Origin of the sequence: Pseudomonas sp. TH08 (assembly GCF_016651275.1) — a bacterium.
In the GTDB taxonomy this organism is placed as follows: Bacteria; Pseudomonadota; Gammaproteobacteria; order Pseudomonadales; family Pseudomonadaceae; genus Aquipseudomonas.
This window is the reverse complement of record NZ_JAEKEE010000002.1, coordinates 516,461-541,543: the sequence shown is the minus strand read 5'-3', so window position 1 is coordinate 541,543 and position 25,083 is coordinate 516,461. Positions and strand designations below refer to the sequence as shown.

Below are 25,083 nucleotides of genomic sequence, written 5' to 3'. Positions count from 1 at the left end.
AAAGCCCCTGATATCAATATCAGGGGCTTTTTCGTTACAGAAGATCAGCCTTCTGCTTGAACTTCATCAGCCTGCATGCCTTTCTGGCCTTGCACAGCAACGAAGGTCACTTTCTGGCCTTCTTTCAGGCTTTTGAAGCCGTTGCCCTGAATGGCGCGGAAATGCACGAACAGATCCGGACCGCTTTCTGGAGTGATAAAACCAAAACCTTTCTCGTCGTTAAACCACTTGACGGTACCGCTCTGACGTGTGGACATTTCTTATTTCCTTTGACGCAAAAAATTAATGACAGTCTCCTTCTCATGAAAGAGTACTGGGGCTGGTTGCAGGAGAGTAAGAAGACGTCGAACGGGATGTAGCTAACTTGTAGGCTACTGCCCAGGTCACGATTCCAAGCTGACCCATGCAAACACAGTGGACAAACTCTACGCCAACTACGGGAGAAAAAACAAGCCCCGTTAAGGCCCCGGTTTTGCTGCCCTTGGTGGTGTTTAGTCGGTTCGCTAGTGCAGGCTTAGACGATGAGCTTGTTCAATTGTTTTCGATCGTTATAAGCAAAGTTCATATTCGAATCAGTTGATAGAAAATGCACTTTTTTGTGGCGATTGCGTTACACATTAGTGCACGCATAACGCAACCGCGTTACGTATAGAAACAGTCAATCAACCCCGGTAGTAGCGTTGTGGAACAAATGGCATTTTGCTTACAAGCATTTGCACCTTTTTCCCACGAACGATTGCCCAAACTGGCGTATCAAGTGTGACATAAGCGCTATCGAGGTAACCCATTGCCAAGGGACCGCCCAAGGTCGGACCGAAACCACCGCTGCAGACGGTGCCGATGATCTCGCCTGCTTCGTTGACGATTTCTGCGCCTTCACGCACTGGCGTACGTTCTTGTGGCAGCAGGCCGACGCGTTTGCGCGCAACACCGTTCTGTTGCTGGGCGAACACAACTTGTGCCCCCGGGAAACCGCCGGCCCGTGGGCCATCGGCACGGCGCGGCTTGGAGATCGCCCACAACAGGCTGGCCTCGATTGGCGTGGTGTCGGTGTTCATGTCGTGGCCGTACAGGCACAGACCGGCTTCAAGGCGCAGCGAATCGCGAGCACCAAGGCCAATGGCCTGAACTTCTGGCTCGGCGAGCAGGGCGCGAGCGAGTTTTTCCGCGGCGTCAGCCGGCACCGAAATTTCGAAACCGTCTTCACCGGTGTAGCCCGAACGGCTGACGAAGCAATCGATGTCCAGCAGATTCACGCGGGCGAATTGCATGAACGTCATCTTCGCCACTTCAGGAGCAAGACGTGCGAGCACGCTGACCGCCGGACCTTGTAGCGCGAGCAGCGCGCGTTCTTCGAACAGCGCCGTAATGGTGCACTGATCGCCGATGTGTTGTTGCAGGTGGGCCAGGTCCTGATCCTTGCATGCAGCGTTGACCACGAGGAACAGTTCGTCGTTGCCGAGGTTGGCGACCATCAGGTCATCGAGAATGCCGCCGGTTTCATTGGTGAACATCGCGTATCGCTGCATGCCCACTGGCAGGTCGATGATGTCCACCGGCACCAGAGTTTCCAGGGCTTTGGCGGCATTGGCGCCAGTCAGGCGGATCTGGCCCATGTGCGAAACATCGAACAGACCGGCCTGTTCGCGGGTGTGCTGGTGTTCTTTCATCACGCCGAGCGGGTATTGCACCGGCATGTCGTAGCCGGCGAATGGCACCATGCGGGCGCCGAGTTCGATGTGCAGAGCGTGCAGCGGGGTTTTCGACAGTTGTTCGGTGGACATGCGGAACTCCTTGATTCACGCCAGCCCTCTCCCGGAGGGAGAGGAGGCTAATTAGCATTCGATAATGTTGACCGCCAGACCGCCGCGGGCGGTCTCTTTGTATTTGCTTTTCATGTCGGCGCCGGTCTGGCGCATCGTGCGGATGACCTTGTCGAGCGAGACGAAATGCTGGCCGTCGCCGCGCATCGCCATGCGCACCGCGTTGATTGCCTTCACCGAACCCATTGCGTTGCGCTCGATGCACGGCACCTGCACCAGCCCGCCAATCGGGTCGCAGGTCAGGCCGAGGTTGTGCTCCATGCCGATTTCCGCAGCGTTTTCGACTTGCTGCACGCTGCCGCCGAGCACTTCGCACAACGCTCCGGCCGCCATCGAACAGGCCACGCCGACTTCACCCTGACAACCGACTTCGGCACCGGAGATCGAGGCGTTTTCCTTGTACAGAATGCCGATGGCCGCAGCGGTCAGCAGAAAACGCACAACGCCGTCGTCATTCGCGCCGGGAATAAAGCGCATGTAGTAATGCAAAACAGCGGGAATAATCCCCGCCGCGCCATTGGTGGGCGCCGTGACCACTCGCCCACCGTTGGCGTTTTCTTCGTTGACGGCCAGCGCGTAGAGGTTGACCCAATCGAGCACTGAGAGTGGATCGCGCAGTGCCGACTCCGGGTTCTTGCACAGTTGTCGATGCAGCGCCGCCGCACGACGTTTAACCTTCAGGCCACCCGGCAAGATGCCTTCGTTACGGCAGCCGGCGGCGACGCAGTCCTGCATGACCTGCCAGATCTTCAGCAGACCGGCACGGGTTTCCGCTTCCGGGCGCCAGGCGCTTTCGTTGGTCAGCATCACTTGGCTGATCGACAGACCATAAGTGGCGCAATGGCTGAGCAAGTCTTTTGCGCTTTTGAACGGGAAGGTCAGCGGCGTGGCGTCTTCGACGATACGGTCGGCACCGGCGGCGTCTTCATCGACGACAAAACCACCGCCGACCGAGTAATACTCGCGGCTGCGGATTTGAATGCCGGCGGCGTCGAAGGCGCGAAAGATCATGCCGTTGGGGTGATAGGCCAGCGGTTTGCGGATCATCGCCAGGTGTTCTTTCTCGTTGAACGCAATGCTGTGTTCAGCGAGCAGGTTCAGTCGGCCATCGCCGCGAATTTGTTGCAGGCGGGCAGCGACGGTTTCGGTGTCGACGGTATCCGGGTGTTCCCCTTCGAGGCCGAGCAGCACGGCTTTGTCGCTGCCGTGTCCTTTACCGGTAGCGCCGAGGGAACCATATAACTCGACGCGCACGCTGGCGGTGGTGGTCAGCAGATTTTCACGTCGCAGGCCTTCAGCAAAGCGCGCAGCAGCACGCATCGGGCCGACGGTGTGGGAACTGGAGGGGCCGATACCAATCTTGAACAGGTCGAACACGCTTAACGACATGAGTGGTTCTCCGGTTTCTTGTTATAGGAATTGGCGGATCGTTGCGGCTGCCCGCATTCCCTTGTAGGAGCTGAGCTTGCTCGCGAAAGCGGTGTGTCAGTCAACTTGTTAGCTATCTGATACACCGCTTTCGCGAGCAAGCTCAGCTCCTACAGGGATGCGGTGTGTGCGGGATCAGCGATAACTGATCCCGCATCGGGTTAAGCGTAGCTTTCGATCGACGGGCAGGCGCAGACCAGGTTGCGGTCGCCGAACACGTTGTCGACGCGACCGACCGGTGGCCAGTACTTGCCTTCGATCAGCGACGCGACCGGGTACACGGCTTGCTCGCGGCTGTACGGGTGAGTCCACTCGCCAACCAGTTCCGCTGCGGTATGCGGCGCGTTTTTCAGCGGGTTGTCGTCCTTGTCCAGCGTGCCGTTTTCCACCGCGCGGATTTCTTCGCGGATGCGGATCATGGCGTCGCAGAAGCGGTCCAGTTCTTCCTTGGATTCACTTTCGGTCGGCTCGATCATCAGCGTGCCGGCGACCGGGAACGACATGGTCGGGGCGTGGAAACCGAAGTCGATCAGGCGCTTGGCGACGTCATCGACGCTGATGCCGCTGCTGTCTTTCAGTGGACGCAGGTCAAGGATGCACTCGTGCGCGACCAGACCGTTGCTGCCGGTGTACAGCACTGGATAGTGCTCTTCGAGGCGGCGGGAAATGTAGTTGGCATTGAGGATCGCCAGTTGCGAAGCGCGCTTCAGGCCGGCGCCACCCATCATCCGAATGTACATCCAGGTGATCGGCAAAATGCTCGCACTGCCGAACGGTGCCGCGCAGACCGCGCCTTCCTTGCGCTCCATCTGGCCGTGGCCGGGCAGGAACGGCGTCAGGTGCGACTTGACGCCAATCGGGCCAACGCCCGGGCCGCCACCGCCGTGCGGGATGCAGAAGGTTTTGTGCAGGTTCAGGTGCGAGACGTCGCCGCCGAACTTGCCCGGCGCGCAGAGGCCGACCATGGCGTTCATGTTGGCGCCGTCGATGTACACCTGGCCGCCGTTGTCATGAATGATCCCGCAGATTTCGCGGATACCTTCTTCGAACACGCCGTGAGTCGACGGGTAGGTGATCATCAGCGCGGCGAGGTGTTCGCGGTGCTCGATGGCTTTGGCGCGCAGGTCTTCGATGTCAACGTTGCCACGCGCATCGCACGCGGTCACGACCACGCGCATGCCCGCCATGTTGGCGGTGGCCGGGTTGGTGCCGTGAGCGGACGACGGGATCAGGCAGATGTCGCGACGGTCATCACCACGGCTCTGGTGATAGGCGCGGATCGCCAGCAGGCCAGCGTATTCACCTTGCGAACCGGCGTTCGGTTGCAGCGAGATCGCGTCGTAACCGGTGGCGGCGCAGAGCATCGCTTCCAGTTCATCGGTCAGTTGCTGATAACCGGCGCTTTGCGCGGCGGGGGCGAACGGGTGCAGGGCGCCGAATTCAGCCCAGGTCACCGGGATCATTTCGCTGGCGGCGTTGAGTTTCATGGTGCACGAGCCCAGCGGGATCATGGTGCGATCCAGCGCCAGGTCCTTGTCGGCCAGTTTGCGCAGGTAGCGCATCAGCTCGGTTTCCGAGTGATAACGGTTGAAGACCGGGTGGCTGAGGATTGGCGACTGGCGCACCAGCGACGCCGGAATGGTGCTTTGCACCGAAGCGGCCAGCGCAGCGAAGTCCGGCAGGGTCTTGCCGTCGGCGAACAGGCCCCACAGGATTTCGATGTCCGACTGTGTGGTGGTCTCGTCAACCGACAGGCCCAGACGCTCAGCGTCGATCACGCGCAGGTTGATCTGCGCAGCGTGCGCCTTGTCGTGCAGCGCGGCGGTTTGTGCGCCGGTGGCCAGGGTCAGGGTGTCAAAGAAGCTCGCCTGCTCGACGGTCTGGCCCAGAGCGGTCAGGCCCTTGGCGAGAATCGCGGTCAGGTGATGCACGCGGTTGGCGATCTGCGTCAGGCCTTTCGGGCCGTGGTAGACGGCGTACATGCTGGCGATGTTGGCCAGCAGCACTTGCGCGGTGCAGATGTTCGACGTGGCCTTCTCGCGACGGATGTGTTGCTCGCGGGTTTGCATGGCCAGGCGCAGCGCCGGCTTGCCGAAACGGTCAACCGAAACACCGACCAGACGGCCCGGCATGTCGCGCTTGAACGCATCTTTGGTGGAGAAGTAAGCGGCGTGCGGGCCACCGAAACCCAGCGGCACGCCGAAGCGTTGTGCCGAACCGATGGCAACGTCAGCGCCGAACTCGCCTGGCGCGGTCAGCAGGGTCAGGGCCAGCAAGTCAGCGGCCACGGCCACCAGCGCATTGGCAGCGTGGAAGCGTTCGGTCAGTTCGCGGTAGTCGAACACGTCACCGTTGGCGGCCGGGTATTGCAGCAGCGCGCCGAAGAACGGCGTCACGTCAGTCAGTTCACGCTCATCGCCCACTACAACTTCAATACCCAGCGGCTCGGCACGGGTGCGCAGCACGTCGAGGGTTTGCGGGTGGCTGTGGATCGAGGCGAAGAACTGGTGGCTGCCCTTGTTCTTGCTCAGGCGTTTGCAGAAGGTCATGGCTTCGGCAGCGGCGGTGGCTTCGTCGAGCAGGGAGGCGTTGGCAATCGGCAGGCCGGTGAGGTCGCTGATCATCGTCTGGAAGTTCAACAGCGCTTCGAGACGGCCCTGTGAAATTTCAGGCTGGTATGGGGTGTAAGCGGTGTACCAGGCCGGGTTTTCCAGCAGGTTGCGCAGGATCGGCGACGGCGTATGGCAGTTGTAGTAGCCCTGGCCGATGTAGGTCTTGAACAGCTGATTCTTGCCGGCGATGGATTTGATCATTGCCAGGGCGTCGGCTTCGCTGAGGCCGTCGTCCATGCCAAGCACGCTGGTGCCCTTGATGCTTTCCGGGATGACGCTGGCGCTCAGCGCTTCGAGCGAATCGAAGCCGAGGCTGTTGAGCATGGCTTGCTCGTCACCGGCGCGCGGGCCGATGTGACGGGCGATGAATTCGTTGGCGGTGCCAAGGTTTACTTGAGTCATGTCGGCGTTCCTCAGGCTTCGGCTTGGGCTTTGATCAGACGGTCGTACGCGTCCTGATCGAGCAATTTGCCGACAGCGGCGGCATCGCTTGGCTGGAAGCGGAAGAACCAGCCTTGGCCCAGCGGATCTTCGTTGACCAGTTCCGGAGCGTCTTCCAGCGCCGGGTTGACTTCCAGTACGTCGCCGTCGAGAGGCATGTACACGCCGCTGGCGGCTTTCACCGATTCCACGGTGGCGGCTTCGGCGCCTTTTTCGTAAGCCTGCAGCTCAGGCAGTTGCACGAATACCACGTCGCCCAAGGCGTTCTGCGCGAAAGCGGTGATGCCGACAGTAACGCTGCCGTCAGCTTCGGTGCGCAGCCATTCGTGATCTTCAGTAAAACGCAACTCGCTCATGGAAACTCCTCAGGGGCCAGACTCGTCTGGTGGACGCGGTTGAAGGCGTGGGCAGGGAAGCCCTTATTTATGAGGGGTTGATTAGCAAGATCGCGGCCAAGGTTGATTTTTATATATAAATCAATGATTTATGTGTTTCGGCGAAATGGTTGACTTGATCGCGTGTAGCGAAATCGCTACAGCATGGAGCGAGGAAAAAAGCTGAACGGGATCAAAGCCTTGCACAGCGGTGATCGGAAGAGGGTGTAGCGATATCGTTCCGCTGTAGCGCTTTCAGTACAGACAGAGGTCGTTTTTAGCGCGAATCTCAGATCTGCCACCAACCCTTGTAGGAGTGAGCCTGCTCGCGATAGCGGTGTGTCAGACGCCGCAAATGTTGAAGGTCAGACCGCTATCGCGAGCAGGCTCACTCCTACAGTGGATTTGTGGGGTGTTCAGGTTTTGTTGGGGATGCCGTACTTGCGCAGTCGATGGGCGATGGCCGTGTGCGAGGTTTGCAGGCGACTGGCCAGTTGGCGGGTCGAGGGGTAGCTGACGTAGAGTTTTTCCAGCAGTGATTTCTCGAAGGACTCGACCGCTTGTTCGAGGCTGTCGACGTCGCTGTCGGTCTGACGCGCCACCGAGGTGCCGGCGATGTCGAGGTCGCCGATGTCTACAAGGCTGCTTTCACAAATCGCCGCCGCGCGGAAGATCACGTTCTGCAATTGCCGCACATTGCCTGGCCAGCGGTTGCCGAGCAGCGCCGGGTAAGTCCCCGGTGCGAGGCGGCAGACCGGACGCTGGATCTGCGCGCAGGCCTGCTGCATGAAATAACGCGCCAACAACAGAATGTCCTGACCGCGTTCGCGCAACGGCGGCACTTCGACGTTGAGCACGTTGAGGCGATAAAACAGGTCTTCGCGGAACAAACCTTCGACGACCATTTTTTCCAGGTCACGGTGAGTCGCGCTGAGGATCCGCACGTTGACCTTTACCTCACGATCACCGCCAACCCGACGGAAGCTGCCGTCATTCAAAAAGCGCAGCAGCTTGGCCTGCAAGTACGGCGACATCTCGCCGATCTCATCAAGAAACACCGTGCCCTGGTTGGCCAGTTCCATCAGCCCCGGTTTGCCACCGCGAGCCGCGCCGGTGAAGGCGCCGGGGGCGTAGCCGAAGAGTTCGCTCTCGGCGAGGTTCTCCGGCAGCGCTGCGCAGTTCAGCGCGAGAAACGGCGCGCTGTGCCGCGCGCTGATGGCGTGGCAGGCGCGGGCAACGAGTTCTTTACCGGTGCCGGTTTCGCCTTGAATCAATAGCGGCGCGTCGAGCGCCGCGACTCTTTGAGCGCGGGCCTTGAGGGTACGGATCGCCGGGGACTCGCCGAGCAAAGCGTCGAAGCCCTCGGCGTGGTCATGGTGCAGTGCCGAGAGTTGTTCGCCGATGCGGTTCGGTTGGTACAACGTGAGCAGGGCGCCAGCGTCGGTGATCGGCGTGGCGTCGAGCAGCAGGGTCTGGCCGTTGACGGTGATTTCGCGCAGCGGCAGACGGAAACCGTGTTCGAGCAAGGTGTCGAGCAGGGCGGGGTCGTTGAACAGTTCAGCGACGCTTTCACCGGCCGGTTCACGACCGTACAGCGCGATCAACGCCGGGTTGGCCAGCAACACCTTGCCGGCACTGTCGAGTGCCAGCACCGGGTCGGTCATCGCCGCGAGCAGGGCATCGAGCTGCAAATGCCGGCGCTGGCCGGGGAGGATGTCGACCACCGTCACCGCTTCCACGCCGAGCACACGAAACAGCGCATCTTTCAGTTCTTCGAGCACTTGCGGGCTCAAGGTCGGCGCGTCGATGTAGACGTTCGGCGGGATCATCTCCACCGCATCCAGATTGAGATTGCGCCCACCGAGGATAGCCAGGACTTCCTGGGTGATGCCGACGCGGTCGATGAAACTGACGTGGATACGCATGGGGCGGTTTTGGTTCTGGATTGCGGAGGGTGGCAAGTATGCCTTGGGGCGGGGGATTGGTGAAACCGGGCGCAGGATTTATGCCCAACACGAACCCCTGTAGGAGTGAGCCTGCTCGCGATAGCGGTGGGTCAGTCAACATAATTGTTATCTGACACACCGCTATCGCGAGCAGGCTCACTCCTACAGGGGATGTGCAAAAACTCAGATTATTCGAAATGCTCGAGATTGACCGGATCCCCGGATTGCATATTCAACTGCTTGCGGATGTCTTCAAACATCAAGTCGTAATGTTTGTGAACCGAGCCGATCTGGCTGTGCGTCTTGGGAATTCCGTATTTTTCGGCGATCCGGGTCACGTCGCGGGCAAAGTTGTATGCCTCTTCCTTGGGCAGGAAAAACGTTTCCTTCATGTCCTTGCCCTGCATATTGCCATGCAGGGTGAACTGTATCCCTTTGCCTTTTTGCGGGTCGGTGAACACTTCATAGTCGAGGTGCACGTTGTAATTGACGTCATCGTCGGTCAACGCGTGCCGCTCGATATGCAAATGACCAGGTTCAAACTGAGCCATGGTTTTCTCCTTTCAAGGCATGGGAGAAGGGCAGGCCTGGGCCTGCCCCCGGAGTTTCTAATTATCGATAGCTGATGCCCGGCTTCGCCGTACTCACGCGAGTACCGGCGGTGCCCTGGACGATGGCTTCGATGTCCGCCAGCGAACCGATCACCGCGACCTTGCCAGTATGGCGCGCGAATTCGCAAGCTGCCTGCACCTTCGGCCCCATGGACCCGGCGGCAAAACCCAAGCGTTCCAGTTCATCCGGATGCGCTTCGGCGATGGCCTTCTGCGACGGCTTGCCGTAGTCGATGAACGCCGCATTGACGTCAGTGGCGATCACCAGCAGATCGGCTTCCAGTTGTTCGGCGAGCAGCGAGGAACACAGATCCTTGTCGATGACCGCCTCAATGCCTTTGAGATTATGGTTCTCGTCATACATGGTCGGAATCCCGCCGCCACCGGCGCAAATCACGATGCTGCCCTTGTCCAGCAACCACTTGATCGGGCGGATTTCGAAGATGCGTTTCGGCCGAGGGCTGGCCACCACACGGCGGAACTTGTCGCCGTCGGGAGCGATGGCCCAGCCTTTTTCGGCGGCGAGTTTTTCTGCTTCGGCCTTGTCGTAGACCGGACCGATCGGTTTGGTCGGGTTCTTGAAGGCCGGGTCATTGGCGTCGACTTCGACCTGAGTCAGCAGGGTGGCGAACGGCACTTCGAAGTCGAGCAGGTTGCCCAGTTCCTGTTCGATGATGTAGCCGATCATGCCTTCGGTTTCGGCACCGAGCACGTCCAGCGGGTAAGGGGTGACGGAGGTGTAAGCCGCCGCTTGCAGCGACAGCAGGCCGACTTGCGGGCCATTGCCGTGGGCGATGACCAGTTGGTTGCCGGGATGGATCTTGGCGATTTGCTCGGTGGCGATGCGGATGTTGGCGCGCTGATTGTCAGCGGTCATCGGTTCACCACGGCGGAGCAGGGCGTTACCGCCCAGCGCTACGACGATACGCATGGTGCATGTCCTTCTTCATGTAGGAGCTGCCGAAGGCTGCGATCTTTTGATCCTGATCCTCAAAAACAAGATCAAAAGATCGCAGCCTTCGGCAGCTCCTACAGGTGATGGTTTACGGCTCGGTGCGATTCCTGTGGGAGCCGGGCTTGCCCGCGATGGCGCCGGGTCAGTCAGCATTCTCGTCGGCTGACACACCGCTATCGCTGGCAAGCCAGCTCCCACATTGACCGTGTCTCGTCAGGGGGAGCGGGTGAGCTTTTTAGATATCCGCCAACGCCGAGACCAGAATCGCCTTGATCGTGTGCATGCGGTTTTCCGCTTGCTCGAAGGCGATGCAGGCAGGCGACTCGAACACGTCGTCGGTCACTTCGATGCCGTTGGCCAGGTGCGGATACTGTTCGGCGATCTGTTTGCCGACCTTGGTATCGCTGTTGTGGAACGCCGGCAGGCAGTGCATGAACTTGGTGCGCGGGTTGCCGGTGGCTTTCATCAGCTCGGCGTTGACCTGATACGGCAGCAATTGCTGGATACGCTCGGCCCACGCTTCAACCGGCTCGCCCATCGACACCCAGACGTCGGTGTGGATGAAATCGACGCCTTTGACTGCGGCTTTCGGGTCTTCGGTCAACGTGATGCGTGCACCGCTTTCTTCCGCGTACTTTTTGCAGCGATCGACCAGATCGTCGTGCGGCCACAGGGCTTTCGGCGCGCAGATGCGCACATCCATGCCGAGTTTGGCGCCGACCAGCAGCAGCGAATTACCCATGTTGTTACGGGCGTCGCCGAGGTAGGCGTAGCTGATTTCGTGGATCGGCTTGTCGGCGTGCTCACGCATGGTCAGCACGTCGGCGATCATTTGCGTTGGGTGATATTCATCGGTCAGACCGTTGAACACCGGCACGCCAGCAAACTTGGCCAGCTCTTCGACAATTTCCTGTTTGAAGCCACGGTACTCGATGGCGTCGTACATGCGACCCAGCACGCGGGCTGTGTCCTTCATGCTTTCCTTGTGGCCGATCTGCGAGGAATTCGGGTCGATGTAAGTAACGTTGGCGCCCTGGTCATAAGCGGCGACTTCGAACGCGCAACGGGTGCGGGTCGAGGTTTTTTCGAAGATCAGGGCGATATTGTTGCCCTTCAGATGCTGTTGCTCGGTACCGGTGTACTTCGCGCGTTTCAGATCGCGGGACAGGTCGAGCAGGTAACGCAGCTCACGTGGGGTGTGGTGTTCCAGGCTGAGCAGGTTACGGTTGTGAATGTTAAAAGCCATGATGGATCTCCTTCGGTGTCGGTTATCCCCCTGGCCGCACGTTGTAAGTGTCGGCCAGGGCTCAGAGGTTTAGTAATCGATCGGGTCGCGGATGATCGGGCAGGTCATGCAGTGGCCGCCGCCACGGCCACGGCCGAGTTCGCCGGCGCTGATGGTGATGACCTCCACGCCCGCCTTGCGCAGCAGGGTGTTGGTGTAGGTGTTGCGGTCGTAGCCGATGACCACGCCCGGTTCCACGGCCACCACGTTGTTGCCATCGTCCCATTGCTCGCGTTCGGCGGCGAAGCTGTTGCCACCGGTTTCCACCACGCGCAGCTTCGGCAGGTTGAGGGCTTTGGCGACGGTGTCGAGAAAGCTCGATTCTTCGCGGCGGATATCGATGCCGCCCTGTTTGCTTTCGTCAGGGCGCAGGGTGAACGCGACGATCTGATTGACCACCTCAGGGAAAATCGTCACGAGGTCGCGGTCGCAGAAGCTGAATACGGTGTCCAGGTGCATCGCCGCGCGGGATTTCGGCAGGCCGGCAACGATGACTTTTTCCACGGCTTTGTTCTTGAACAGGTTCAGCGCCAGTTGGCCGATGGCCTGACGGGATGAGCGCTCGCCCATACCGATCAGCACCACGCCGTTGCCGATCGGCATCACGTCGCCGCCTTCGAGGGTGGAGCTGCCGTGGTCCTTGTCCGGGTCGCCGTACCAGATTTCGAATTCGGCGTTGGTGAACTGCGGGTGGAATTTGTAGATAGCGGTGGTCAGCAGGGTTTCCTGACGACGCGCCGGCCAGTACATCGGGTTCAGCGTCACGCCGCCGTAGATCCAGCACGTGGTGTCGCGGGTGAACTGGGTGTTCGGCAGCGGCGGCAGAATGAAGCTGGAGTGGCCGAGGAAGTCGCGGAACATCTGGATGGTCTTGCCACCGAAGCTGTCCGGCAGGTCATCGGCGGACACGCCACCAATCAGGTATTCGGCGATGTGTCGCGGCTCCAGACTTTTCAGCCAGGATTTCACTTCGTTGATCAGGCCCAGGCCCACCGAGTCGGCGGTGACCTTGCGCTCGAGAATCCAGTCCAGCGCTTCCGGGATGGCGACGATGTCGGTCAGCAGGTTGTGCATTTCCAGCACATCGATGCCGCGCTCGCGCATCTTGGTGACGAAGTCGAAGTGGTCGCGCTTGGCTTGGGCAACCCAGAGCACGTCATCGAACAGCAGTTCATCGCAGTTGTTCGGGGTCAGCCGCTGGTGGGCCAGACCTGGGGAGCAAACCATGACTTTGCGCAGTTTGCCGGCTTCGGAATGGACGCCGTACTTAACTTTTTCCGTGGTCATTGCAGTGATCCTCCAGAGATAAAACGTTTGGCAATTACAGAGTCAGGAAACCGTCGTAGAGACCGTAGGCAGCCACCAGGGCACCGACGACCACCGCGGCAAAAATCAGCTTCTCGACGTTGGTGAAAACAGCTTGTTTGAGTTCCAGCTTGGCCTTGGCGAACAGGATCGCGCCGGGCGCATACAGCAGGGCGGAAAGCAGCAGGTACTTGACCCCGCCGGCGTACAGCAGCCACACCGCATAGATCAGGGCGATGCCGCCGATGATCAGATCCTTGCGCCGCTCGGCCGCGAAGCCTTCGTAGGTTTCGCCGCGCACCGCCAGCAGCAGGGCGTAGGCCGCCGACCACAGGTACGGCACCAGAATCATCGAAGTGGCGAGGTAGATCAGCGACAGGTAAGTGCTGGCCGAGAACAGGGTGATGATGAGGAAAATCTGCACCATCGCGTTGGTCAGCCACAGGGCATTGACCGGTACGTGGTTGGCGTTTTCCTTGCGCAGGAACTCCGGCATGGTGTGGTCTTTGGCGGCGGCGAACATGATCTCCGCACACAACAGCACCCACGACAGCAACGCGCCCAGCAGCGAGATGATCAGACCGACGCTGATCAGCACCGCGCCCCAGTGACCGACTACGTGCTCAAGCACGGCGGCCATCGACGGGTTCTGCAGTTTGGCCAGTTCCGGCTGAGTCATGATGCCCAGCGACAGCACGTTCACCAGCACCAGAAACAGCAGCACGGTGATGAAGCCGATCACGGTGGCCTTGCCGACGTCCGAGCGTTTTTCTGCTCGGGCCGAGAAGATGCTCGCGCCTTCGATGCCGATGAACACCCACACGGTGACCAGCATCATGTTGCGCACCTGGTTCATCACGCTGCCCAGATCCGGGTTTTTCACGCCCCAGATGTCAGCGGTGAAGATGTCCAGTTTGAAGGCGAAGATCGCGATCAGCACAAACAGCACTAACGGCACGACCTTGGCGACCGTGGTCACGAGGTTGATGAACGCTGCTTCCTTGATCCCGCGCAGCACCAGAAAGTGCACGGCCCACAACAGCGCGGAAGCGCCAATGACGGCAGCAACGGTGTTGCCCTCACCGAACACCGGAAAGAAGTAGCCGAGGGTGCTGAAGAGCAGAACGAAGTAACCGACGTTACCCAGCCAGGCACTGATCCAGTAACCCCAGGCGGACGAGAAACCCATGTAATCGCCGAAACCGGCCTTGGCGTAGGCGTAGACGCCGCCGTCCAGGTCAGGCTTGCGATTGGCCAGGGTTTGAAAGACAAAAGCGAGGGTGAGCATGCCGACAGCGGTAATGGCCCAACCGATCAGCACCGCGCCGACGTCGGCGCTGGCGGCCATGTTTTGTGGCAAAGAGAATATCCCGCCACCGATCATTGAACCGACTACCAAGGCAACCAGTGCACCAAGTCGTAGTTTTCCGGGAGCTTCAGACATTGCATGACTCCATTGCAGGAGAGAAGAGTTCACAGCGTAGGACTGTTGACTGTTCGAACAACTGACGTAGATCAGTTCATGGACACATTCCATTGTTAATGAATGACTTAGGAAGCCACTGCAGGCATAAAGCTATTGTCTGTAAAGCCCGTCCTAGAGGGGTTTGTTGTGGGTTTTTGGGAATGGCTATTATTACTTTCGAACTATCACGCTAGTTCTTTTTCAGGTTTTGGCAAATTTTCCGCTTCTGTTTTCAGTACAGAATTGATTTATTAGGTTCAGCGCACAAAACTGTCTTAACGTGCTAGGCGTTAGCGTCTTCGGCTATATATAAATGGACGTTTTTCGGTGGTATTCAATAAACGTTTTTAGTGTTTATCCATTTAGTTAATGTTTGATTAACACGCCTATTCTGTGGCGAGGGGATAAAATCCCTCGCCACAGAGAGTCACTCTCACCACAGGTGTAAACAGGTTCTGATAACCCGTTGTATGGAAAAGGGAGACTGGAATGTCGCAAACGACGCAAAAGCTGCGCCTGGGTGCGTTGATCGCCCTGGTGGTGGGTTCGATGATCGGCGGGGGGATTTTCTCGTTGCCGCAGAACATGGCCGCGCGCGCCGATGCCGGGGCGATCCTGATCGGTTGGGGTATCACGGCGATCGGCATGTTGACCCTGGCGTTTGTGTTCCAGACCCTGGCCAACCGCAAGCCGGAGCTGGATTCCGGTGTGTATGCCTACGCCAAGGCCGGTTTTGGCGACTACATGGGTTTTTCGTCTGCGTGGGGTTACTGGATCAGCGCGTGGCTGGGCAACGTCGGTTATTTCGTCCTGCTGTTCAGCACCCTCGGTTATTTCTTTCCGGTGTTTGGTCAGGGCAATACGCCGATCGCCATCGGCTGTGCATCGGTGCTCCTGTGGGCTGTGCATTTTCTGGTGATGCGCGGGATCAAGGAGGCCGCGTTCATCAATCAGGTGACCACAGTGGCGAAGATCGTGCCGTTGATCATGTTCATCGTCATCGCCGCCGTGGCGTTCAAGGCCGACATCTTTACCCGTGACATCTGGGGACGCAGCAACCCGAGTTTCGGCGGGGTGATGGATCAAGTGCGCAACATGATGCTGGTCACCGTGTTCGTGTTCATTGGTATCGAAGGCGCCAGCGTGTATTCGGCGCGGGCGGCGAAACGCAGCGACGTCGGCCGCGCCACGGTGATCGGTTTTATCGGCGTGCTGGCGCTGCTGGTGCTGGTCAATGTGTTGTCGTTGGGGATCATGAGCCAGCCGGAACTGGCCAAGCTGCAGAACCCGTCGCTGGCGGCGGTGCTGGAGCACATCGTCGGGCCGTGGGGGGCGTTGCTGATCAGTATTGGTCTGGCGATTTCCCTGCTCGGCGCATTGTTGTCCTGGGCGTTGCTGTGTGCGGAAATCCTCTTCACGACCGCCAAGGACAAGACCATGCCGGCGTTCCTGAAAAAGGAAAACAAGAACCATGTGCCGGTCAATGCGTTGTGGCTGACCAACGTGATGATCCAGATTTTCCTGTTGATCACGCTGTTTTCGGCGGGCACCTACACCAGCCTGATTTATCTCGCTTCGTCGATGATTCTGGTGCCGTACCTATGGTCGGCGGCGTATGCGGTATTGCTCAGCGGGCGCGGCGAAACCTACGAACACGCCTCGGCCGAGCGCACCAAGGACTTGCTGATCGGCGGCATCGCGCTCGGTTATGCGGTGTGGCTGTTGTATGCCGGCGGAGTGAAGTATTTGCTGCTGTCGGCGTTGCTGTATGCGCCGGGGGTGATCCTGTTTGCCAAAGCCAAGCATGAGCAGGGCGAGCCGTTGTTCACCCATGTCGAGAAAGGCATTTTTACCTGCGTGATCATTGGCGCCGGGCTGGCGGCTTACGGTTTGTACAGCGGATTGCTGTCGTTGTGAGGTTGCGGCTTGAGTATCAGCCGCCTTATGACTGGGCGGCGATGCTGGGGTTTCTCGCAGCGCGGGCGGTGGTCGGGATGGAAACCGTGGCTGAGGGCGTTTACTCGCGCAGCTTCAGTTTGCACGGTGTCCTCGGCAGCGTTTCGATCTGGCCGGGAGCGGATGATGCGCTGGAGGTCGAACTGGATTTTGCTGATCCGGCAGCGCTGCCCGAGATTGTTGTGCGGCTGCGGCGGATGTTTGATCTGGATGCTGATTTGGTGCCGCTGCAATTGCATCTGGCGAAAGATCCCCTGCTGGCGCGGTTGATCGCCGAGCGTCCGGGGTTGCGGATTCCCGGTGCCTGGGATGGATTGGAGTTGGCGTTTCGCGCGGTGCTTGGGCAGCAGATTACCGTGGTCGCGGCGATTCGTCTGGCGGGGAAACTGGTCGGGCAATATGGCGCGCCGCTGCGTTCAACAATTCCCGGTTTGACCCACGTTTTTCCTCAGGCGGATGTTTTGGCAGCGGCGGATCTGGCCGCTTTGGGCATGCCAAAAAGTCGTGGGCGCACGCTGTCGGGCGTGGCACAGGCGTTGCTGGAGGATCCGTCGTTATTTGAGCCGAATCGCGAGGGCGGGGTGGTGCGATTGTTGGCGCTGCACGGCATTGGTGATTGGACGGCGCAGTACATCGCGTTGCGGCAGCTGCGTGATATGGATGGGTTTCCGACCGGGGATGTCGGGTTGTTGCGGGCGCTGGAGGTGCTGGAAGGGCAGCGGCCGACTGCGCGGGAATTGGCCGTTCGTGCAGAGGCGTGGCGGCCGTATCGAGGGTATGCCGCTCAGCTTTTGTGGACGTCCTTGAGCCGGGCTGACTGATCCGGGTTCTGTGTTGGCCGAACTGGCCTCTTCGCGAGCAGGCTCGCTCCCACATTCACCGCGTTCCATCAGAAGAAATGCGTTCAACTGTAGGAGTGAGCCTGCTCGCGATAGCAATTTCAGCTTCACCACTGTGGCCGGTGTGAGCCCAATTCTGTGGCCGGCAAGGCCCAGATCACCGGCGTCCCGCTGATTTTCAGTGGCGGCTGCAAGCGATGTGCCGGCCCCCACGGTGTCTGTTCAACCTGCAAACCCTGATCCTGCTCATCCTCGGCCCGCAACGCCTCACTCGTTCCCGGCCCATGCTCGATCAGCAACTTTGCCGTACGCGCCAGCGACAGCCGTGCCGAACCACCGCGGCCGCTGCGCAAACGCTCGGTCAGCAACGTGATCGCACTCGCGGCCATCAGATACCCGGTCGCATGATCCAGCGCCTGTACCGGCAGTGGCGTCGGTTTGTCGGCGTGCTTCCAGCGTTGCCCCGCCTCGGCGATGCCGCTGCTCATCTGCACCAGGCTGTCGAACCCGCGCCGGTTTTGCCACGGGCCGCTCCAGCCGTAGGCGTTGAGGCAGACATCAATCAGACCCGGCGCCAGTTGCCGACGGCGCTCGGCGCCGAAACCGAGCTGCTCCAAGGCATCGGCGCGGTAGCCGTGGAGCAGAATGTCAGCGTCTTTCAGTAGATGTTCGAACACGCTGCGATCGGCCGGATCGTGCAGATCCAGTCGCGCACAACGTTTGCCGAGGGTGACTTCCGGGACCACACCCGGCTCGTTCCAGGTCGGCGGATCGATGCGCAACACATTGGCGCCGAGGCCGGCAAGAAAGCGGCTGGCGGTCGGGCCGGCGAGCACGCGTGTCAGGTCCAACACCTTGATTGCGGCCAACGGACGCTCCACTGAGCCTTGCCACGATTTGGCTTGTTCATCCTGAGTGGAGCTGAAGTGCACAAGCGGCTCGGCATTCACCGCCAACCCCTGCGGATGTTGTTGCCACTGCGCCCAACTGCGCATCTCGGCGGCGCAACCTTTGGCATCGACCGCGGCTTGCTCCAGATCCGTGCTTGCCCACTGCGCGACTTTGGTCGCCATGGCTGCACGATCCGCACAGGCGCCGAGCACGTGTTCAGCAGCGGCGCGGTGGTGCGGGGCGTTGGTGTGCAGGCGGATCCAGCCGTCCTTTGTCGCATAGTCGCCGGCCACCGGATCCCACAGTGGCGGCACTTGCCAGCCAACCGGGCGGATCGAGGTGGCGAACCAGAACGAGGCCAGGCGTCGGTCGACTTCAACGGCGGGCAGGTGACCGGTTTGCTGATTCAAGAGTTCGCTGATGGCTTGCCCGGCAGCGGCGATGCTGGCGCAGGCCAGATCGGTGACGGCGAACGCCGAGGGCAGGGCGCCACGGTCGGTGAACGCAATCGGCGTGTGCGGCAAGCCGAGTGCGGCTTGAATGGACGTGAGCAGATCAGTCATCAAAGGCCCTCCGGAACGAGAGGGCGATGATAGTGCAAAAAAATCCTGGGCCAGATGAAATTCAATTGTAGGAGTGAGCCTGCTCGCGATTGCGTCGTATCAGTTGATGCATCTGTTTACTGACTCACCGCTATCGCGAGCAGGCTCACTCCTACAGGGGAAATGTGTGGTGATTACACGCGGAACTGGTCCATCAGCTTCATCTGCTGACTGGCCAATGCATTGAGCTGGCTGCTGATCGCTGCCGATTCAGTTGCCTGGCCGGTCAGGGTTTCGGTCACGGTACGAATCGCCGAGACGTTGCGGTTGACCTCCTCAGCCACCGCACTCTGTTGCTCGGCGGCGCTGGCGATTTGCAGGTTCATGTCGCTGATCACCGTCACCGCATCGCTGATCTTGCCCAGCGCATCGACGGCCTGGCGGATCTGCCCGGCGTTGTTGTGCGCTTGGGTCTGGCTCGAATGCATGGTCGCGACCACGCCACGGGTGCCGGTCTGGATGCGTTCGATCACCACGCGAATCTCTTCAACCGAATCCTGCGTACGCTTGGCCAGATTGCGCACTTCGTCAGCGACCACGGCGAATCCACGTCCGCTCTCGCCGGCGCGGGCCGCTTCGATCGCCGCGTTGAGCGCCAACAGGTTGGTCTGTTCGGCGATGCTGCGGATCACTTCCAGCACTGAGCCGATCTGTTCGCTGTTGACCGCCAGCGCTTCGACTTCGGTCACCGCTTTGCTGACTTCGTCGGCCAGTTGATTGATGTCGCGGGTGCTGCGCTCGATGATCGACATGCCGTCCCGGGCCGATTGGTCGGCACCTTTGGCGGCATTGGCAGCATTCGACGCGCTGTTGGCGACATCGTGGGCGGTGGCGCTCATCTCGTTCGACGCGGTGGCCACCTGATCGATCTCGCGGAACTGCACCTGCATGCCTTCACTGGTCTGCCGAGCGATCTCCGAAGACTGGTCGGCAGTGCCGCGCGCTTCGGTGATGCTTTGTTTGATCTGCGCGATGGTCGGTTGCAGCTTGTCGAGAAAACGGTTGAACCAGTTCACCAGTTCGCCCAATTCATCCTGCTTTTTGTAGTTCAGGCGTTGGGTCAGGTCGCCCTCACCACTGGCAATGTTCTTGAGCATCTCGGCGACGCTGTTGATCGGCCGGGTCACGCCCGAAGCGGTGAGCCAGATCAGCAGCAGGCCGATTAGACCAGCGGCTACAGCCACCAACACGGCGGTGATCACGCCGGTTTCCTGAGCGTCGTCGAGTACCGCTTGCAGCTTGACCGAGTCGGCCAGCAGCACTTGTTTCGGCAGGTCGATGACCACGCCCCAGGCGCGCGAATTGCCAATCGGATCGACCGGGTAAACGGCGCGAATCAGGTCGCCCTGTTCGAGGATTTTCGGCGTGCTGCTGGCGAGCAATTGCAATACGTCCTTGCCATCGGCGCCAAGGGTGTCGCTGATCTTCTTGCCAACCTTGGCAGCGTCGGAGCTGTCGGCAGCCAGTACGCCACTGCCAGAGACGATGAGCATGTGCCCGGCATTGTTGAACAGGTTGCGCTGCGAGTCCACGGCCGCTGCTTGCAGGGCATCAAGGGCGATGTCGACACCGACCACACCGATGGCTTTGCCATCAACAATCAACGGTACGGAAATGGTCGTCATGAGCATTTCCTTGGTGCCGACGGTATCGGCGTACGGGTCGAGCAAGCAGGTCCGTTTATTGTCGCGAGGGCAGGTGTACCAGCTGTTGTAGGGCGTGCCACTGACGCTGAGGGTGGTCTTGGTCAGGTCTTCTTCGACCATGATCGTGTTCAGCGAGGAACCGGCCGCGCGGCTCCAATAGGTCGCGAAGCGTCCGGCTTCGTTGGATTGGCGGGCGGCGTCGTTGACGAACTCGCTGTCCTTGCCGTCGAGGCCGTTCGGTTCAAAGGCGAGCCAGATGCCGAGGACTTTGTCGTTGCGCTCGAACGCGGTTTTCAGGCTCAGGTTCAACTCTTCACGTAATGCGCCAGCCTCCAGCGAGCGCTTGGTGGCCATCGCGCGCATGTCCTTGATCTGGTCGGCCAGCGCTGTGATCACCGTCAGGCTTTCGCCGAAGGTTTTCTGGACTCGCACGGCTTGTTCGGCGGCTTTGGCTTGCAGCAGGTTCTCCACGCTGGCGGTGAGCATTTTGCTGCTGGAGTCGCTGACCAATTCGTCGTTCTGGTTAGTCTGGTAAATATTCATGCCGACGATCAGCGCGACCACACCGAGCAGGCACAGACCGGAGAGCAGAACGATTTTCAGGCGAATGGACAGGGCGTCGAACATGGGGCGATCTCGCGAATGAATAAACGGGTGGCATGCGGACATGAACTGTCCGGTTCGCCAAATCCATTCAGCGCCATTCAATGCTCATCGGCGCGAAGCGAGAGGGCATGAGCAGGCTGCCGACGGACGGTCAGCGCTAAACGTTTGCGCAGGAGATTGTGCTGAAAAGGCGATTAATTACAGGGAAGTTTCATTGGGATGAACACGGCATAGCTGAATATGGGGAAGGCTTCTGTGGTGAGGGGATTTATCCCCGATTGGCTGCAAAGCAGCCACAAATCAGACAATTGCACAGTGCCAGATAAAACTGATTTTCAGGTTTTGGGGCTGCTGCGCAGCCCATCGGGGATAAATCCCCTCACCACAAAAGCCCCTCAAGCCGAGGGGATCAAAGGGATAGGGTTTCCGGGCGCGACCAGATCCACAGGTTGCCCAGACTCATCCCGGCAATCGCCAGATAAACCGGCCAGCCGTGATCGAGCATCACCAGCATCAAGGTCGCGCACAGCAGCATGCTCACGGTGGCACTGACCTTGGCCTTGCGCGCAATGATCCTGCCGTTGCGCCAATTGAAGAGGATCGGCCCGAACAGGCGATGGTTTTCCAGCCAGGCACTCAGGCGCGGCGAGCTGCGGGTCGCGGCCCATGCGGCGAGAAGGATGAACTCGGTGGTCGGCAGGCCGGGCACGACGATGGCGATCAAGCCAATGCCGAGGCTGACGTAGGCCAACAAGCCGAACAGCAGGCGGGCGAGTTTCGAGGAGGCTGGTTGCGGCATGGGCTCAGCGGATTGCTTCTGAAGCGGAATGGAGATCTTACAGGCTTACGCGGCCCCTTGTAGGAGCAAGGCTTGCCCGCGAAGGCGGCGGGTCAGTCAACGGTGATGTTGAATGGGCTGACGCCTTCGCGGGCAAGCCTGGCTCCTACAGGGGGGTGTTGCTTCAGGCCGGTTCGGCTTCGGTGGCGTACGCCTGTTCCAGCAGCACGGTGAAACGGTTGAACGCGTCAATCGCGCCTTGCTCGACTTCAGCCTCTTCCTGGGCCGTGAACTGCAGCGAGTCGAGGGTTCTGACAAAGCTTTTCCAGCCTTCGGCACGGCCACCTTCTGGCTCGCCGAGGTGACGGGCGCCAAAGTTTTCGCTCAACTCCAGCGCCACGGCGCGTTTGATCAGGAACGCAGCGCCGAGCTTGGAACCTTCGGAGACGAATATCCAGCCCAATGCACGGGCCTTGCTCGGGTTTTTCACCGCGCCGGCCACTGGCGCCGGGACTTCGGTGTGCAAGTCTGCTAGGTCTGCCTTGGCCGCTTCGGCGCGGCAACGCGCTGGCAGGTCAGGCACGATCGCGGTCAACTCGGCATCGTTGTACAAGTCGACCAGTTCCGACTGAAACAAGTACTGCGCGACGACGAAACGAGCGAAGTTGGCGCGGGTCTCGAACGGCGCATGCGCCTTCACCAGCGCATCGAGCTTGGTGTGCGGCTCGTTGGTGATCTGGTTCAAGCGTTGCGAACGCAGGGCAGGGCGTTGTTCGGTGTCTTGAGCTGTCATGAGGAGTCCTTGAGAAAAAGAGGCGCTTGTTAACGAGACGAACCACAACACGCCAGAGCGTAAAAAAACCTCACTGCGCGGTGAGTCCCACGCGCAGTGAGGTCGACCGGATCAGATGTCCCAGATCAGGTTGATCGCGAAGTTGCGGCCCGGCTGGGTCAGGCGGTCAAGGTTGGCCGGTTGCGTCACCGAGGCCTCGCCGACGCTGTCGTAACCGCGCACGTCATCCCACAGCCAGTATTTCTTGTCGGTCAGGTTGTAAATGCCGCCGCTGACGGTGACGTCGTCGGTGACTTTGTAGTACCCGGCCAGATCAAGAATGCCGAAGCCTGGCGACTTGAACTGATTGCTGACGCCATCCGGCGACTTGAAGTTGCTGTCGTCGACGCGATCCTTTTTCTTCACCACGGTCCAGCTCAGCAGGCCGCCGTAGTTGTCCTGGTCGTAACCCATGCCGAACACGCCGGTCAGCGGGTTGACGCTGTTGAGCGGCTCGCCGTTGTCGTTGTTGCGACCGTAGGCGTAGGCAATCGAGCCTTGGGTGTAGAGGCCTTGCGGGGCGCCAAAGGAGTCCAGGTTCAGACGACCTTTGACTTCCGCACCCTTGATGGTCGCGTGCTTGATGTTGCTCGACTGGAAGGTCAGCTCGCTGTAGCCGGGGGTGACGGCATCTTCGTTGATGAAGTCGCGGTACTTGTTATAGAACACCGCCACATCGAACGAGCCTTGTTCGAAGTTGCCGCGCAGACCGGTTTCGTAGCTTTTGCTCTTCTCCGGTTCGAGGTCCGGGTTCGGCGCGACGTTGTAGCCGGTGGTGCTGTTTTCGAAACGACCGTACAGCGCTTTCGCCGTCGGGGTGCGGAAGCCTTCGGCGTACTGACCGTACCAGGTGTAGTTCTCGGTCAGGGCGTAAGTCAGGCCGAATTTCGGCGAGACTTTGTGCCAGGTCTTGTTCTCGTCGCTGACCGTGCCCTGGCCATCCGCCGCCACGGTGTTGAGGAATTCCTCGGTGATGTGGGGCTTGAGCTGCGTGTAGTCGTAGCGCAGGCCTGGCAGGAAGGTCCAGTTGTTCCAGCTGATCTGATCCTGGGCAAACAGGCTATAGGTATTGATGGTCGGGTCGGGGAAGTCGCTGGCCTTCTTCAATACATCCGCCGAACTGACTGCGCCGATCTGGCGGCAACTGCCGAGGACTGCGACACAGGTGCCGTTGCCACTGCGCGAACCGGTGACTTTCTGCTGCTTGATGGTGGTGCCGTAAGTCAGCACGTGATCGGTGTCGCCGATGGCGAACGCCTTGTCCAGTTGCGCGTCGAAGACCCACTGTTTTTCTTCATAAATCGTGTCGCGGGTGCGCAACACTTTACGCGACATCGGGTAGTAGAACTCTTCGGTACTCTGATCGGTTTTGGCGATCTGGTGGTTGAGGCTCCACTTCACGTTGTCGACCAGCAGGCTGTCGAGAGCAAAGCGGTGCTCGATGCCGAAACGTTCACGGGTGATGGTGTCGTTGCCGGTGCGCCACTGGTACATGCCGCCGGGCAGCATGCTGTTCGGGATTGTCGGGGCACCGTTGAAATACGGGCCGCCGTAGGCGCTTTTCTGATCGGTGTCGCGATCATCCTTGTACTTTTCGTAGGTCAGGCCCAGGCGTGAATCTTCGTTGTAGTTCCAGCCGGCCTTGGCAAGCACGTTGGTGGCTTTGACGTCTTCCGGGTTGGCGGCGGTGCGCTCAAGGCCAGTGCCGTTGTTGCTGCCGTAGGAATCGGTTTCGTGACCGTCGCGCTGGCTGTAATGCAGCAAACCGTCGAACTGCTCGGCACGACCGGCCACGGTGGCGGACTTCAGCCAGCTGTCATCGGCGGAGCTGTAGCCGGTTTTCAGTCGCGCGCCGACGTCTTTGCCCGGTTTGATGATGTCGTCGGCATCGAGGGTGTAGTAGCTGACGGCGCCGCCGATGGCGTTGCTGCCGTACAGCACCGAGGCTGGGCCACGAAGGATTTCCACGCGTTTGACGATTTCCGGGTCGACGTAATTGCGCTGGGTCTTGGCGTAGGGGCCGTTGAAGAAACCGTCCGGTATTTCGACACCGTCAACCTGAGTGAGAATGCGGTCGCCGTCGATACCGCGGATGTTGTAGCCGCTGATACCGCCACGCTGACCGGCACCGCCGACCGAAACCCCCGGCTCGTAACGCACCAGATCCTTGATCGTGTTGACGTTGTTGCGGTCCAGATCCTCGCGGGTCTGCACGGTAACGCTGGCCGGCACGCTGCTGACCGACTGTTCCTGACGAGTAGCGCTGATGGTCACCTGATCAAGATTGAGGGTGCCGCTGTTGTTGCGTTTTTCCAGCACGACGTTGTTGTTGCTCAGCTTGCGGAAGTTCAGGTTGGTCCCCACCAACAGGCGCTCCAGGGCTTTTTCCGGTGGCAGCGAGCCGCGCACGCCCGGCGACGAGACGCCTTGACCCAGTTCTGCCGGCAGGCCGACTTGCCAACCGGTGACGGCGGTGAAGGCATTGAGCGCCGACACCAGCGGTTGCTGGCTGATGGAGAACGAGTAATCACCCATGTTGCGCGCGGGTTGCTCGGTGGCAGCCATCAGCGGTGCGGTGCCGGCCATGAGGATGGCAGCGGTCAGCAGCGACAATACGCGGGAAGGGGAAGAGGTCTGGCGGGTAAGGCGTGAGGACATCGATAGCGCTCCGTGTCGCACGAATCTTTA

Annotated in this window: 19 protein-coding genes and 1 pseudogene; 3 read left to right on the top strand and 17 right to left on the bottom strand. The window is 60.0% G+C overall.

Features of this window, described 5'->3' with window-relative positions; translation table 11 throughout:
* Positions 1-44 precede the first annotated feature (44 nt).
* From JFT91_RS12155 to arcC, 8 genes are all read right to left on the bottom strand, one after another.
* A complete protein-coding gene (locus JFT91_RS12155; RefSeq protein WP_003237709.1) occupies positions 45-257 on the bottom strand; it encodes a cold-shock protein in 213 nt (70 codons plus the stop codon).
* Between the two features lie 405 nt (positions 258-662).
* Positions 663-1,784 carry a glycine cleavage system aminomethyltransferase GcvT gene (gene gcvT, locus JFT91_RS12150; RefSeq protein WP_201232504.1) on the bottom strand — a complete coding sequence of 374 codons (1,122 nt, stop codon included), beginning with the start codon at positions 1,782-1,784 and terminating at the stop codon, positions 663-665.
* A gap of 51 nt (positions 1,785-1,835) precedes the next feature.
* On the bottom strand, positions 1,836-3,212 hold the full coding sequence (locus JFT91_RS12145) for an L-serine ammonia-lyase (RefSeq protein ID WP_201232503.1): 1,377 nt from the start codon (positions 3,210-3,212) through the stop codon (positions 1,836-1,838).
* Positions 3,213-3,412: 200 nt separating this feature from the next.
* Positions 3,413-6,265, bottom strand: coding sequence for an aminomethyl-transferring glycine dehydrogenase (gcvP, locus tag JFT91_RS12140; RefSeq protein WP_201232502.1), 2,853 nt, complete (start codon positions 6,263-6,265; stop codon positions 3,413-3,415).
* A gap of 11 nt (positions 6,266-6,276) precedes the next feature.
* Entirely contained in the window at positions 6,277-6,660 is a 384-nt protein-coding gene (gene gcvH, locus JFT91_RS12135) for a glycine cleavage system protein GcvH (RefSeq protein ID WP_034153410.1), read from the bottom strand.
* A 434-nt stretch (positions 6,661-7,094) separates the two neighbouring features.
* Positions 7,095-8,603: a transcriptional regulator GcsR gene (gene gcsR / locus JFT91_RS12130; protein ID WP_201232501.1), complete on the bottom strand. Its 1,509-nt coding sequence runs from the start codon at positions 8,601-8,603 to the stop codon at positions 7,095-7,097.
* Positions 8,604-8,812: 209 nt separating this feature from the next.
* Positions 8,813-9,175: a DUF5064 family protein gene (locus tag JFT91_RS12125; RefSeq protein WP_047599537.1), complete on the bottom strand. Its 363-nt coding sequence runs from the start codon at positions 9,173-9,175 to the stop codon at positions 8,813-8,815.
* Positions 9,176-9,236: 61 nt separating this feature from the next.
* On the bottom strand, positions 9,237-10,166 hold the full coding sequence (gene arcC / locus JFT91_RS12120) for a carbamate kinase (RefSeq protein WP_201232500.1): 930 nt from the start codon (positions 10,164-10,166) through the stop codon (positions 9,237-9,239).
* Between arcC and JFT91_RS12115 the strand changes: the two genes are divergently transcribed.
* Positions 10,165-10,356, top strand: a complete 192-nt coding sequence (locus JFT91_RS12115) for a hypothetical protein (protein ID WP_201232499.1) — start codon at positions 10,165-10,167, stop codon at positions 10,354-10,356. The two genes, arcC and JFT91_RS12115, sit on opposite strands and share 2 nt — an antisense overlap.
* A 69-nt stretch (positions 10,357-10,425) precedes the next feature.
* Here JFT91_RS12115 and JFT91_RS12110 read toward each other — a convergent pair whose 3' ends face one another.
* The 3 genes from JFT91_RS12110 to arcD (JFT91_RS12100) form a co-directional block, all read right to left on the bottom strand.
* A complete protein-coding gene (locus tag JFT91_RS12110; protein ID WP_201232498.1) occupies positions 10,426-11,436 on the bottom strand; it encodes an ornithine carbamoyltransferase in 1,011 nt (336 codons plus the stop codon).
* 69 nt (positions 11,437-11,505) lie between these two features.
* Positions 11,506-12,762 (bottom strand): arginine deiminase, encoded by a 1,257-nt coding sequence (gene arcA / locus JFT91_RS12105; RefSeq protein ID WP_201228244.1) that lies wholly within the window; start codon positions 12,760-12,762, stop codon positions 11,506-11,508.
* 34 nt (positions 12,763-12,796) lie between these two features.
* Complete coding sequence (gene arcD, locus JFT91_RS12100; RefSeq protein WP_201232497.1) at positions 12,797-14,224, bottom strand: arginine-ornithine antiporter; 1,428 nt, start codon at positions 14,222-14,224, stop codon at positions 12,797-12,799.
* A 510-nt stretch (positions 14,225-14,734) separates the two neighbouring features.
* Between arcD (JFT91_RS12100) and arcD (JFT91_RS12095) the strand changes: the two genes are divergently transcribed.
* Both arcD (JFT91_RS12095) and JFT91_RS12090 read left to right on the top strand, forming a co-directional pair.
* Entirely contained in the window at positions 14,735-16,162 is a 1,428-nt protein-coding gene (gene arcD / locus JFT91_RS12095; protein WP_201232496.1) for an arginine-ornithine antiporter, read from the top strand.
* A complete protein-coding gene (locus JFT91_RS12090) occupies positions 16,159-17,022 on the top strand; it encodes an AlkA N-terminal domain-containing protein (RefSeq protein ID WP_201232495.1) in 864 nt (287 codons plus the stop codon). Before arcD (JFT91_RS12095) ends, JFT91_RS12090 begins: the two co-directional genes overlap by 4 nt.
* A gap of 125 nt (positions 17,023-17,147) precedes the next feature.
* Here the strand turns inward: JFT91_RS12090 and JFT91_RS12085 are convergent, their stop codons facing one another.
* From JFT91_RS12085 to JFT91_RS12065, 6 genes and pseudogenes are all read right to left on the bottom strand, one after another.
* Entirely contained in the window at positions 17,148-18,494 is a 1,347-nt protein-coding gene (locus tag JFT91_RS12085) for a CoA transferase (RefSeq protein ID WP_201232494.1), read from the bottom strand.
* Positions 18,495-18,667: 173 nt separating this feature from the next.
* The gene (locus JFT91_RS30195) at positions 18,668-19,423 is read right to left on the bottom strand and encodes a methyl-accepting chemotaxis protein (protein WP_440094767.1); all 756 of its coding nucleotides are present in this window, start codon (positions 19,421-19,423) and stop codon (positions 18,668-18,670) included.
* A gap of 102 nt (positions 19,424-19,525) precedes the next feature.
* Positions 19,526-20,533: pseudogene (locus JFT91_RS30190) on the bottom strand (methyl-accepting chemotaxis protein); the annotation flags it as partial.
* Between the two features lie 661 nt (positions 20,534-21,194).
* The gene (locus JFT91_RS12075) at positions 21,195-21,584 is read right to left on the bottom strand and encodes a YbaN family protein (protein ID WP_201232493.1); all 390 of its coding nucleotides are present in this window, start codon (positions 21,582-21,584) and stop codon (positions 21,195-21,197) included.
* Between the two features lie 163 nt (positions 21,585-21,747).
* Entirely contained in the window at positions 21,748-22,356 is a 609-nt protein-coding gene (locus JFT91_RS12070; RefSeq protein WP_201232492.1) for a biliverdin-producing heme oxygenase, read from the bottom strand.
* 111 nt (positions 22,357-22,467) lie between these two features.
* Positions 22,468-25,053, bottom strand: a complete 2,586-nt coding sequence (locus JFT91_RS12065; RefSeq protein ID WP_201232491.1) for a TonB-dependent receptor — start codon at positions 25,051-25,053, stop codon at positions 22,468-22,470.
* Between the last annotated feature and the right edge of the window lie 30 nt (positions 25,054-25,083).